This is a genomic window from Pseudomonadales bacterium (genome assembly GCA_024234215.1).
In the GTDB taxonomy this organism is placed as follows: Bacteria; Pseudomonadota; Gammaproteobacteria; order Pseudomonadales; family UBA5862; genus JACKOQ01.
In genome coordinates, this window is the sequence record JACKOQ010000001.1 from 16,877 (window position 1) to 28,932 (window position 12,056).

A 12,056-nucleotide genomic window follows, 5' to 3' on the forward strand; every position below is an offset into this window, starting at 1 on the left:
GCCTGAACCGGATCGACCGGTGGCGATTCAGGTCGGGTTGCGCAGCGGCAGGCTCACCCGCAGCAGCTGGTCATCGAGCGGGGAGCGCGCCTCGACGAAGCCGAGTGCGGCACAGAGCCGGCGCATCGACTGATTCTGTGGCAGCACATCACCGTAGAGCTGGCCGATGCCGCGGTCGCGGGCATGGTCGATCAGCCGCTCCATCAGTTGCCGCCCAACCCCCTGTCCGCTCAACTCCGGCCGCAGCATGATGGCGAACTCGGCCGATTCGTTGTCCGGATCGGCCATCAACCGCACCACGCCGAAGATCTCGCCATCGCTCAGGGCAGTGGTCTCGGTGAGCACCAGCGCCATCTCACGGTCGTAGTCGATCTGGGTCAGCCGCGCCGCCAGCCGCTCGTCGAGTTCGGGCCGCGCCAGCAGTCGCCGCAGCCGCTGCTGTTCGGGCGTCAACAGCAGCAGTGCCGCCTGCAGTGCCGGTTCATCCTCGGGACGAATCGGCCGCAGCAGCAGTGCGCGTCCATCACCGAGTGTGACCCGGCTTTCGAGCGCCTTGGGATAGGGGCGAATCGCCAGCCGTTGCGAAGCGCTCAGCGTGCTCGGCCGCAGCCGCACCCGGGCATCGAGCGCGATCACCCCCTCGGCATCGGCCAGCAGCGGGTTGATCTCCAGTTCGACCAGTTCCGGCAGGTCGGTCACCATCTGCGCCAGCTTGATCAGGCTCAGCGCCACCGCGTCGAGGTTGACCGCCGGATGGTCGCGGTAGCCGCGCAGCAGCCGCGCCAGCCGGGTCCGGTTGATCAGTTCATGGGCCAGGCGCATGTTGAGCGGGGGCAGTTCGAGCGAGCGGTCGCGGATCAGCTCGACCGCCGTGCCGCCCTGACCGAACAGGATCACCGGCCCGAACTGCGGATCGACGAAGGCGCCGATGATCAGCTCGAAGGCGTTGGGCCGTCGGGTCATCGGCTCGACGCAGAAGCCTTCGATGCGCGCCTGCGGCTGGCTTTTTCGCAACCGGGCCAGCATCGCTGCGGCTGCCTCCTGCACCGCCGCTGGCGTGGCCAGATCGAGCTGCACGCCGCCGACATCCGACTTGTGCGGCAGATCGGGCGACAGCACCTTCAACGCGACCGGCACGGCAAATTGGGCGGCGATGGCCGCCGCCTCGGCGGGCGTGACGGCGCGCCGGGTCGGCACCGTCGCAATCGCATAGGCTTCGAACAGTGCCTTGGCTTCGGGTTCGAGCAGCCACTGCCGTCCCTCGGCCAGCGCCGCATCGATCAGCCGGCGCGCCTTCCGCTCGTCGGGGGTGAACTGCTCGGGAATCGATGGCGGAGTCTCGAGCAGCAGCTGCCGCGCCTTGGCGTGGTCGACCATGTAACTGAAGGCACGCACCGCCTGCTCCGGCGTGTCGTAGCTGGGGATGCGCGCCCGGGCGAAACCGGCGCGGGCTTCGGCCATCGAGGCGGCGCCGACCCAGCTGGTGAACAGCAGCGGCTGGCTGGCCGTGCCGCGCGCCGCGATCAGCGCCTGGGCGGCCTCGAGGCTCGATGCCACCGCCGTCGGGCAGTTCAGCGCCAAGAGCGCATCGATGCCGGGGTCGGCAGCCAGCGCCTGGTAGGCCGCGGCATAACGACTGCCCGGTGCGTCGCCGATGATGTCGACCGGGTTGCTCCGTGACCAACTGGCCGGCAGCAGCTGATCGAGCGCGGCCAGCGTCGCGGGTGCCAGCTCGGCCAGTGTGCCGCCGGCATCCATCAGCGCATCGGTCGCCAGCACCCCCATGCCGCCACCATTGGTGAGGATCGCCAGCCGGTCGCCGGTGATCCGTGGCGACATCGCCACGATCTCGGCAGCGCCGAACAGCGCTTCCAGGTCATCGACCCGCAACATGCCGGTGCGGCGAAAGATCGCCTCGTAGACCGCATCATCGCCGGCCATCGCGCCAGTGTGCGAGGCCGCCGCGCGTGCGCCCTCGGCATGGCGCCCACCCTTCACGACGATCAGCGGCTTGAGCCGCGCGGCCGCGCGCGCCGCCGAGATGAACTTGCGCGGGGCGGTGACGGCCTCGATGTAGAGCAGGATCGCGTCGGTGTCGGGGTCGTTGGCGAGGTAATCGAGCAGGTCACCGAAATCGACATCGGCCATCTCGCCCAGCGAGACCAGGTGCGAAAAGCCGATGCCACGCACGGCGGCCCAGTCGAGCAGCGAGGTGACGATGGCGCCCGACTGGGTCAGAAAGGCCAGCCGGCCCGGCCGCGCATTCATGTGGGCGAAGCTGGCGTTGAGGCCGCTGCCCGGCACCAGCAGCCCGAGGCAGTTGGGCCCGACGATGCGCATGCAGTGCGGTCGCGCGGCGTCGAGCAGCGCCTGCTTGAGCTGGGCGCCGGGCGAGCCGGCCGCACCACCGAAACCGGTCGAGATCACCACCAGCGCGCGGGTGCCACGCGCCGCCAGTTCGGCGGCCAGGGCCGGGATCGTCGCTGCCGGCGTGGCCACCACCGCCAGATCGGGCGTGTGGGGCAGGCTGGCGACATCGGCATAGCTGATCACGCCCCGCACCACCGGATGGTGCGGGTTGACCGGCATGATCGGTCCACTGAAGCCACCGTTGAAGAGGTTGTCGGCAATGACCCGCCCGACCTTGGCGGCTTCGTTGCTGGCACCGATCAGCGCGATCGAACGCGGTTTGAACAGTGCATCGAGATTGCGGATCGACATCGCACGCTCCTTGAACAGCGGCTGTGCTCAGTTGGCGAGTGACCGATAGAGCGCCAGCGGAAACAGCTCGGTCACCTGGATGGCCGGCCGGCCGCCGGTCTGGATCAGGTAGGTGCGCTCGATCCACTGGCCGGGACCGGGGTCGGCCGGGTGATCGGCCGCGACATGGCCGATCGAGACGATGCGCCGGTAGCTCTCCAGCGTGCTCTCGCGCAGCAGTTCCCCGATGCCGAGCCGCCCTGCGCGCAGCGCCTGCTGCAGTGGCTCCGGCAGCACGTCGAGCCGCAGGAAGGAGAGCCCCAGCGCATAGCAACGTCCGCTGTGGGCCCCCAGCAGCCGCACCTGCCGCCGCCACAGCGGCTCACCGGCAGCCACTTCCAGCAGCGGCATCGGCGTGCTGCTCCGTACCGGCTGTTGCTGCTGCTGTTCGATCCGGATCGGCTCCCAGAAATAGGCTTCGAGGGTCTTGGTCACCGTGCCGTCGGTGACCAGCAGCGTGCGCAGGATCGGTGGCAGCGCGGCAAAATCGACTGCGGTGACATCCGTGGCCGAAAGGGTGCTCTCCGGCATCCAGCCCTTGCTGTTGAAAAGCGTCATGTCGGCTCGCATCACTGAAAAAGAGGGCGGTGTCGCTGCGGGATTGTATCATCTGCCCACGCCACTCCTGTTTCGCAGACGAGCCTCGCGGGCGCCGATGAGCACGACCCTTTCACTCTGGCGCTTCGCCGTCGACCGTTATGCCCGGCCGCAGGTGCGGCAGCACTGCCTGCAGTTGCAGGATATGCATGGGCTGTCGGTCAACTGGCTGCTCTGGCTGCTCTGGCTCGAAGCGCAGGGCCGGCAGGCGACGCCAGCGCTGCTCGATCGGGCCGAGGCCGACACCGGCCGGCTGCGCCGCCAGCTCATCGAACCGCTGCGGCAGATGCGACGCAGCCTCGACCAGCAGGACGAGGCGCCGCTCAGACGGCAGATCGGTCGGGTCGAGCTGACTGCCGAGCGGCTGGAGCTGCGCCGGTTACAGCGGTTGCGGCCGCTGGCCGTGCCGATCACTGCGGTCGACAACCTGCATGGCTATCTGCACTGGCTGGCGCCGGTCGATCCGGCACCGATCGAGCCGCTGCTGGCGGCATTGCGGCTGCGGGTGCTGGCGGACCCCACGCCTTCGCTGCAAAACGGAGCGCCACCGTCGTGAATACGCAACTCTGCATTAGCGGGTAGAATGGCCCTTCACTCGCTTGACCACGCCTTTTCAATGCGTTTTTTTCAATCCTTCGAGGAATCATTCATGGTGAAGATGGCCAGGGTACATCAGCCGCTGGGTCTGATATTGGGGTTCTGCCTGACCACGGCGGCGCTGGCTGCGCCCACGGCTGCCAAGGGACCCAATCTGGACAGCGATGCCAGAAAGTTGAGCTACTCCGTCGGCATCAGCCTGGGCAACCGGTTGCGTGATGACTTCACCAACCTCGACATGGAGGCACTCACCGCCGGCCTGCGCCATGGCCTCGATGGCACCAAGCCGGCACTGAGCGAGGAGGAGATGCAGAAGATCTTCGCCGACTGGAGCAGCAAGAAGGCGACGGCCGATCAGCAGGCGCGCGAGAGTGCCGCGAAGAAGAACAGCAGCGAGGGCGAAGCCTTCCTCAAGAGCCATGGCAAGGAGAGTGGCGTCACCACCCTGCCCAGCGGCATCCAGTACAAGGTGATCAAGCAGGGCAGTGGCAAGAGCCCGACCCTGGAGGACAGTGTCGTCGTACACTACCGTGGCAGCCTGCTCGATGGCACCGAATTCGACAGCTCCCGCAAGCGGGGCGCGCCGGCCACCTTCCCGGTTCGCGGGCTGATTCCGGGCTGGACCGAGGTGCTGCAGAAGATGAAAGAGGGTGACCAGTGGGAGGTGGTCATTCCCGCCGAGCTGGCCTATGGCGACCAGGGCGCTGGCCGCAAGATCGGTCCCAATGCCGTGCTGCGCTTCGACATGGAGCTGCTGCAGGTCCAGGGCGGTGAGCCGGGTGCCGCATCCGCGCCCGCCGCGCAGTGAGCGGTGCGCTGCCTTTCATTCCAATAGACCGGAGGTGCCGACTGCCCCGTCGCGGCGGGCAGTCGGTGGCAATCTCCAGCGCTCATCTCTTCCGCTGCGGCGCAGTGTTGTCTGACAGCAACAACAGGAATGGCCGTGATGTCCGATTCGCTTTCCCTTCCCGTCGCACTCTCTGCCGAGCAGCTGTTCCGTCGCTGTGATCCGGCCGGACTCGGCTTCGCCACCACCGCCGAACTGCGGCCGTCCGGCGCCCCGCTGGGCCAGCAGCGCGCCATCGAGGCGATGGCCTTCGCGCTCGATGTCAAACGGCCCGGTTACAACATCTTCGCGCTCGGGACTCCCGGTTCCGGGCGTCACGCGATGATCGAGCAGATGCTGAAGCGGCGCGCGGCGACCGAAGCGGTGCCGGGTGACACCTGCCATGTGCACAACTTTGCCCAGCCCAACAAGCCGATCTGGCTCAAGCTGCCCTGTGGCATGGGAGTGCAGCTGCGCGATGCGATGACGCAACTGGTGGAGGATCTGCACAGCGCGATCCGCACCGCCTTCGAGAGCGACGAGTACCGCGCCCGCCGGCAGGTGATCGAGCAGGAGGCGATGGAGCGGCGCGAGGCGGTGATCGAGCAGTTGCGTGAAGAGGCCAAGGCCGAGGATGCACTGTTGATCACGCTGCCGACCGGCTTTGCCTTCGTGCCGGTGCGCAATGGCGAGATGATCAAGCCGGATGAGTTTCATCAACTGCCACAGGAGCTGCGCGACCGTTATGAGGAGCGCATCACCGCCCTGCAGAAGCGGCTGCAGGATGCGCTGGCACAGTTTCCGGTCTGGGAACGGGAGATGCGCAACCGCATCAAGGCGCTGAATCAGGCGGTGACCCTCTCGGCCGTCGGGCTGCTGATCGGCGAGTTGAAGCAGCGCTTTGCCACGCTGCCGGCCGTGCTGCGCCATCTCGATGCCGTGCAGGACGACGTCGTCGACAACGCACAGGAGTTTCTCGGTGGCGGTGAAGAGGAGACGGCGAACAACCCCTTTGCGCCCCAGCCCACCTTCACCCGCTATCAGGTCAACCTGCTGGTGTCGCATGACAATGGGGGTGGCGCTCCGGTGGTCTACTGCGACCTCCCCTCCCAGCCCAACCTGATCGGCCGGGTCGAATACAGGGCGCAGTACGGGATGCTCTCCACCGACCTGACACTGATTCGCCCCGGCGCGCTGCATCAGGCCAATGGCGGCTACCTGATGCTCGATGCCGCCAAGGTGCTGACCCAGCCGCTGGCCTGGGAGGGTCTCAAGCGCAGCCTGCGTGCCGGCGAGATCCGCATCGAGTCGCTCGACCGCGCGCTGGGGCTGAGCAGCACGGTGACGCTGGAGCCGGAACCGATTCCGCTCGACCTGAAGGTGGTTCTGGTGGGTGAGCCGCTGCTGTTCACGCTGCTGTCGCAGTACGACCCGGAGTTTCTGGAACTGTTCAAGGTGATGGCCGATTTCGATGACGACCTCGAACGCAGCCCGGACAGTGAACGCGCCATCGCCGCACAGATCGCCCGCATCGCCGGCGACGAGGCGATGCTGCCGTTCGAGGCGGCGGCGGTGGCGCGGATCATCGAACAGGGGTCGCGGGCCATCGAAGACAGCCAGCGCATCTCGATCCGGCAGGATCTGCTGCATGGCCTGATGGTCGAGGCCGACCACTGTGCCCGCCAGCAGGGCAGCAGTGCCGTGTCGGCAGCGGCGGTCGAGCGTGCCATCACCGCCCAGATCAACCGCGCCGACCGGCTGCGCGGCCGCCTGCAGGAGCAGATTCTGCGCGACACCGTCCGCATCGATTGCAGTGGCCAGCGGGTCGGCCAGATCAATGGCCTGGCGGTGCTCAGCTTCGGCAACTTCCTCTTCGGCCATCCCAGTCGCATCACCGCCCGCGTCCGCCCCGGCAGCGGCGGCGTGCTCGACATCGAACGCAAGGTCGAACTGGGCGGGTCGCTCCACTCCAAGGGGGTGCTGATTCTCTCCAGCTACCTTGCTGCGCAGTATGGACTCGATGGCCCGCTGTCGCTCTCCGCCAGCCTGGTGTTCGAGCAGTCCTATGGCGGCGTCGACGGCGACAGCGCCTCATCGACCGAACTCTATGCGCTGCTGTCGGCGCTGGCCGAGCTGCCGATCAGGCAATCCTGGGCCGTCACCGGCTCGGTCGACCAGTTCGGCCGGGTGCAGGCGATCGGCGGTGTCAACGAGAAGATCGAAGGCTTCTTCGACATCTGCCGCGCGCGCGGCCTGACCAGCGAGCAGGGGGTGCTGATCCCGGCCAGCAACGTCCAGCATCTGATGCTGCGGCAGGAGGTGGTCGATGCCTGCCGCAACGGGCAGTTCAAGATCTTCGCGGTCGAGACCATCGACCAGGGCATCGCGCTGCTGACCGGCGTCGCGGCAGGTCAGCGTGATGCCGAGGGCCGTTACCCTGCCGACTCGGTCAATGGCCGTGTCGAGGCGCGGCTGAATCGCTTCGCCCAACAGTTGCAGCGCAAGCCGCAAGCGGATGCCGAGGCCGATGAGGCCGACGATGGAGCCGGGCCATGAACCGCCAGCGGCCGCGCACGCTGCTGTTCGCCATCGATCTGTCGCCACCCAGCCTGCCGCTGCTCGATGCCGCCGCCGAGCTGGCGGCAATGCTGGAAGTCGAGCTGGCGGTGTGGCGGATCGAGGAGCAGCGGCTGCTGGAAGTGCTCAAACTCCCCTGGTGCCGCCGTGTGCTCCACCATGCCGCCGCGCCGGTCGAGCCGTGCGACAATGACCTGGGACGGGAGCTGCGGCTGCACCGGCAGCGCATCGAACAGGGACTCAGCGCCAGTGCCGAGCGCTGGCAGATCAAATGCAGCTTCAGCCACCTGCGCGATGAAACCGGGCTGGCGCTGTTCGAGCAACTGCACACCGACACCCTGCTCTGTGCCGGCAGCAGCCTGTGGCGGCAGTGGGAGGCCAGCCTGCCGCCACAGGCCATTCTTCACCCCAGCATCTGGCTGCCCAGCAGCCCGCTGCGCGGTGAAGAGGTGGTGGCCATCGTCACCCGGCACGATGCCGAGGCGGTGCTCGATGCGGTCAAACCGCTGGTGCGCCGCGGCCGCCGGCCGGTGGTGATCATCCTGGCCGAACAGCCCGAGCAGGCCCGGCAACTGGAACAGCGGGTGCGTGCCCTGTTGGCGGCCGAAGGAATCGACCCTCGAATCGAGCCGTGGCACTCCGGCGATTTCGACGAACTCTGCCAGCGTCTGCGCAGCCGGGCGATTCGCTTTCTGTTGCTGTCGAACCGCAACGACAAGGTGCCGCCACAGCAGATGGAGCGGCTGCTGCAGGCCGCTGCGGCGCCGGTGATGGTGGTGGCGGCAGACTGAGCCCCAATGCGAAGAGGCCAACCCGCAGGGGTTGGCCTCTTCGATCGCTCCGGTTGCCGCAGGTGTCAATCCTGACCGGCAGCCGCCTCCTTGATGCTGAGCTTGATCCGGCCACGGTTGTCGACATCGAGCACCTTGACCTGCACCTCGTCACCCACCTTCAGGTAGTCGCCGACGCTCTCGACCCGCTGATCGGTGATCTGGGAGATGTGCACCAGACCATCGCGCCCCGGCATGAAGTTGACGAAGGCGCCGAAGTCGACGATGCGCACCACGATGCCGGTGTAGATCCGGCCTATCTCCGGTTCGTCGGTGATGGCGCGAATGCGGTCGATCGCCGCATCGAGGGCGCTCTTGGTTTCGGCATAGATGCGCACCGAGCCATCATCCTCGATGTCGATGTTGCTGCCGGTCTCCTCGGTGATGGCGCGGATGGTGACCCCGCCCTTGCCGATGATGTCGCGGATCTTGTCGGGGTCGACCTTGATCACCTTCATCGACGGCGCCAGTTCCGAGACCTCGGCACGCGGGCGGGCGATCACCTTGTTCATCTCGCCGAGGATGTGCTGCCGCGCGGCATTGGCCTGCTGCAGCGCCACATCCATGATCTCCTCGGTGATCCCTTTGATCTTGATGTCCATCTGCAGGGCAGTGACGCCACGCAGGGTGCCGGCCACCTTGAAGTCCATGTCGCCGAGGTGGTCCTCGTCGCCGAGGATGTCGGTCAGCACGGCAAAGCCGTTCTCTTCCTTGATCAGCCCCATGGCGATCCCGGCCACCGGCGCGGAGATCGGCACCCCGGCATCCATCAGCGCCAGCGAGGCGCCGCAGACCGTGGCCATCGAGCTGGAACCGTTGGATTCGGTGATCTCCGACACCACACGGATGGTGTAGGGGAACTCCTCGAGAGTCGGCAACACCACCTCGATACCGCGCCGCGCCAGCCGGCCATGGCCGATCTCGCGCCGTTTCGGGCTGCCCATCATCCCCACCTCACCGACGCTGTAGGGCGGGAAGTTGTAATGCAGCATGAAGTTGTCGCGGTAGCTGCCCTCGAGGGCGTCGATGGTCGCGCCATCGCGGATCGAACCAAGCGTCGCCACCACCAGCGCCTGGGTCTCGCCACGGGTGAACAGGGATGAACCGTGGGTCTTCGGCAGCACACCGGTCTCGACGAACAGCGGCCGCACGGTGTGGTTGTCACGGCCATCGATGCGCGGTTCGCCGCGCACGATCGAGGCGCGGACGATCTTCTTCTCCAGCCTGGCGAACAGACCATTCAGCTCGGCCGCCGTCGCCGGCGCGAACTGCTCACTGACGATCAGCGCCTCGATGGCCCGCTCGCGCAGTTGACCGAGCCGGTCGCGGCGCTGGCTCTTGTCGGTGATACGATAGGCGGCCGCCACCTCGTCGGCGAAGGCGGCCTGCAGTGCGGCGTAGAGCGGTTCGTTGATGGCGGGCGGCTGCCACTCCCAGCGCGGCTTGCCCGCCTCGCGCACCAGCTCTTCGATCGCCATGATCACCACCTGCATCTCCTGGTGGGCGTAGAGCACCGCGCCCAGCATCAGGTCTTCCGGCAGCTCCTTGGCCTCCGATTCGACCATCAGCACGGCATCCTTGGTGCCGGCCACCACCATGTCGAGCGCCGATTTTTCCAGCTCGGCATAGGAGGGGTTGAGCAGGTAGCCCGCCTGCGGATCGAAACCGACCCGGGCCGCGCCGATCGGGCCATCGAAGGGGATGCCGGAGAGCGCAACCGCCGCCGAAGCGCCGATCATCGCCGCGATGTCCGGGTCATTGACCTTGTCGACCGACATCACGGTGCAGACCACCTGCACCTCCTGCATGAAGCCCTTGGGAAAGAGCGGCCGCAGCGGACGGTCGATCAGCCGTGAGGTCAGTGTCTCCTTCTCGCTCGGCCGCGCCTCGCGCTTGAAGAAGCCGCCCGGAATCTTGCCGGCCGCGTAGGTTTTTTCCTGATAGTTCACGGTGAGCGGAAAGAAGTCCCGGTTCGGCACGACCTTTCGATCACCGACCACCGTGACCAGCACGGTGGTCTCATCCACGCTGACCAGTACGGCGGCGGTGGCCTGCCGGGCAATTCTGCCGGTTTCGAGCGTGACGGTATGTTGACCATACCTGAAGCTTTTTCTGATTGGATTCACCGAATCATTCCTTAATGGATTGCAAGAGCCGGAGCTGGGCGTGCATCGATCAGCGACGCAGGCCAAGTCGGGCGATCAATTGGGTGTAGCGCGCGTTGTCGGTGCGCTTCAGGTAGTCGAGCAGCTTGCGGCGCTGGTTGACCATGCGAATCAGACCACGGCGGGAGTGGTGGTCCTTCTTGTTCTGTTCGAAATGGGGTTGCAGCTTCTGGATGTTGGCGGTCAGCAATGCAACCTGCACCTCGACGGAACCGGTGTCGCCCTCACTGCGCTGGTACTGCTTGACCACTGCTGCCTTTTCTTCTGCACTCATCGACATCTCATGACTCCTGATTGTGGAATATGCCTGTTGATGGACTCGGATCCATCACTGCTTGGCCGAACACCGCGCATATCTGCAGCCTTCGGCCCCATTGTGGACAGCGGTCAGTGGCTCGCGACCAGTCGTCGCGGTGCCAGCCGGCCATCATCCAGAATTTCACCCACGCCGATGAAGCTGCCCGCACCATCGACGATGCGCACCCAGCCACTGCTCGGCAGTTGCGGTGCCATTATCGGCTGCCCCTGCCTGAAGTAATAGAGCGTGGTCTCGTTCAGCTTCACCTGCGGGAAATCACTGACGCTGCTGCTGGCCGGCAGCAGCAATGCATCCAGCGCCGGGTAACCCCCCTGTTCGCGCAGTTCCGCCAGCGCATCGAGGGTCACCGTCTGCGAAATCTCGTAGGGACCGGCCTCGATCCGCCGCAACTGCACCACATGGGCGCCACTGCCCAGGGCCTTGCCGAGATCCTCGGCCAGCGTGCGGATGTAGGTGCCCTTGCTGCAGCGCACGTCGAGTTCGATCTCATCCTCGCCCAGCCGCAGCAGTTCGAGCGCATGGATGGTCACCCGCCGTGGCGGCCGTTCGACCTCGATGCCGGCACGGGCCAGCTCGTAGAGTGGCTTGCCCTGATGTTTGAGCGCCGAGTACATCGACGGAATCTGCTCGATCTCTCCGCGAAAGTGCGACAGGGCCGACAGCACGCGCTCCTGCGTCAGCTGCAGCGGTGCGAAGGTCTCGATCACCTCGCCATCGACATCGCCGGTGGTGGTGCGCGCCCCCAGCTTGAGGGTGACCTGGTAACGCTTGTCGGCATTGAGCAGATAGTGCGAGAACTTGGTCGCCTCGCCGAAGCAGAGCGGCAGCACGCCGGTGGCCAGCGGATCGAGGCTGCCGGTGTGTCCGGCCTTGGCCACGCCGCAGATCGCCTTGGCCCGCTGCAGCGCCTGGTTCGAGGTGATGCCGGCGGGTTTGTCGAGCAGCAGGATGCCATCGACCTGCCGGCCACGTGCCTTGCGCTGTCGTCCCACTGCTCTGTTCACTCCTTCGCCCCATGCGTGCGGTCTTGTGCGATGGCCTGGTCGATCAGCCGCGACAGGTGCGCGCCCCGCTCGCTGCTCTCGTCATAAAAGAAGTGCAACTCCGGCGTCGTGCGCATCTGGCTGACTTTGGAGAGCCGGCCACGCAGAAAACCGGCCGCGCCACGCAGCGCCTGCAGAATCTCCTGCCGTGCCTGCGGGCTGGGCTGGTCGACCACGGTCACATGGACGTTGGCATGGGCCAGATCGCGGCTGACCTCGACATCGGTGACCGTCACGAAACGGGCACGCGGGTCGCGCATCTCGTTCTGGATCTGCAGCGCCAACTCCCGCTTGATGAAGTCGGCCACCCGATCGGTGCGAGAAAACTCACGCGGCATGGTC

The 12,056-nt window shown here is 66.5% G+C and carries 10 protein-coding genes; 4 read left to right on the plus strand and 6 right to left on the minus strand.

The genetic code is table 11. From position 1 onward, the window contains the following. Positions 1-27: 27 nt before the first annotated feature. Together H7A13_00085 and H7A13_00090 are read right to left on the minus strand one after the other, a co-directional pair. Positions 28-2,721: a bifunctional acetate--CoA ligase family protein/GNAT family N-acetyltransferase gene (locus H7A13_00085; GenBank protein ID MCP5331750.1), complete on the minus strand. Its 2,694-nt coding sequence runs from the start codon at positions 2,719-2,721 to the stop codon at positions 28-30. A 27-nt stretch (positions 2,722-2,748) separates the two neighbouring features. Beyond that, complete coding sequence (locus tag H7A13_00090) at positions 2,749-3,318, minus strand: DUF98 domain-containing protein (GenBank protein MCP5331751.1); 570 nt, start codon at positions 3,316-3,318, stop codon at positions 2,749-2,751. 97 nt (positions 3,319-3,415) lie between these two features. Between H7A13_00090 and H7A13_00095 the strand changes: the two genes are divergently transcribed. The 4 genes from H7A13_00095 (at position 3,416) to H7A13_00110 (ending at position 8,148) form a co-directional block, all read left to right on the plus strand. Continuing rightward, entirely contained in the window at positions 3,416-3,913 is a 498-nt protein-coding gene (locus H7A13_00095) for a TIGR02444 family protein (GenBank protein MCP5331752.1), read from the plus strand. A 93-nt stretch (positions 3,914-4,006) separates the two neighbouring features. Then, positions 4,007-4,762, plus strand: a complete 756-nt coding sequence (locus H7A13_00100; GenBank protein MCP5331753.1) for an FKBP-type peptidyl-prolyl cis-trans isomerase — start codon at positions 4,007-4,009, stop codon at positions 4,760-4,762. 138 nt (positions 4,763-4,900) lie between these two features. Beyond that, on the plus strand, positions 4,901-7,336 hold the full coding sequence (locus tag H7A13_00105) for an AAA family ATPase (protein MCP5331754.1): 2,436 nt from the start codon (positions 4,901-4,903) through the stop codon (positions 7,334-7,336). Next, entirely contained in the window at positions 7,333-8,148 is an 816-nt protein-coding gene (locus tag H7A13_00110) for a hypothetical protein (GenBank protein MCP5331755.1), read from the plus strand. The genes H7A13_00105 and H7A13_00110 overlap by 4 nt, the downstream gene beginning before the upstream one ends. Positions 8,149-8,213: 65 nt before the next feature. Here H7A13_00110 and pnp read toward each other — a convergent pair whose 3' ends face one another. The 4 genes from pnp to rbfA form a co-directional block, all read right to left on the minus strand. Then, the gene (pnp, locus tag H7A13_00115) at positions 8,214-10,313 is read right to left on the minus strand and encodes a polyribonucleotide nucleotidyltransferase (protein ID MCP5331756.1); all 2,100 of its coding nucleotides are present in this window, start codon (positions 10,311-10,313) and stop codon (positions 8,214-8,216) included. Positions 10,314-10,362: 49 nt separating this feature from the next. Then, on the minus strand, positions 10,363-10,632 hold the full coding sequence (gene rpsO / locus H7A13_00120) for a 30S ribosomal protein S15 (protein ID MCP5331757.1): 270 nt from the start codon (positions 10,630-10,632) through the stop codon (positions 10,363-10,365). 107 nt (positions 10,633-10,739) lie between these two features. Beyond that, complete coding sequence (truB, locus tag H7A13_00125; protein ID MCP5331758.1) at positions 10,740-11,663, minus strand: tRNA pseudouridine(55) synthase TruB; 924 nt, start codon at positions 11,661-11,663, stop codon at positions 10,740-10,742. A gap of 8 nt (positions 11,664-11,671) precedes the next feature. Next, positions 11,672-12,052: a 30S ribosome-binding factor RbfA gene (rbfA, locus tag H7A13_00130; GenBank protein MCP5331759.1), complete on the minus strand. Its 381-nt coding sequence runs from the start codon at positions 12,050-12,052 to the stop codon at positions 11,672-11,674. Positions 12,053-12,056 lie beyond the last annotated feature (4 nt).

Excerpts from the sequence above, each read along its gene's own strand:
- H7A13_00085 (MCP5331750.1), bottom strand. The coding sequence starts at position 2,721 with ATGTCGATCCGCAATCTCGATGCACTGTTCAAACCGCGTTCGATCGCG.
- H7A13_00090 (MCP5331751.1), bottom strand. The coding sequence starts at position 3,318 with ATGACGCTTTTCAACAGCAAGGGCTGGATGCCGGAGAGCACCCTTTCG.
- H7A13_00095 (MCP5331752.1), top strand. The coding sequence starts at position 3,416 with ATGAGCACGACCCTTTCACTCTGGCGCTTCGCCGTCGACCGTTATGCC.
- H7A13_00100 (MCP5331753.1), top strand. The coding sequence starts at position 4,007 with ATGGTGAAGATGGCCAGGGTACATCAGCCGCTGGGTCTGATATTGGGG.
- H7A13_00105 (MCP5331754.1), top strand. The coding sequence starts at position 4,901 with ATGTCCGATTCGCTTTCCCTTCCCGTCGCACTCTCTGCCGAGCAGCTG.
- H7A13_00110 (MCP5331755.1), top strand. The coding sequence starts at position 7,333 with ATGAACCGCCAGCGGCCGCGCACGCTGCTGTTCGCCATCGATCTGTCG.
- rpsO (MCP5331757.1), bottom strand. The coding sequence starts at position 10,632 with ATGTCGATGAGTGCAGAAGAAAAGGCAGCAGTGGTCAAGCAGTACCAG.
- rbfA (MCP5331759.1), bottom strand. The coding sequence starts at position 12,052 with ATGCCGCGTGAGTTTTCTCGCACCGATCGGGTGGCCGACTTCATCAAG.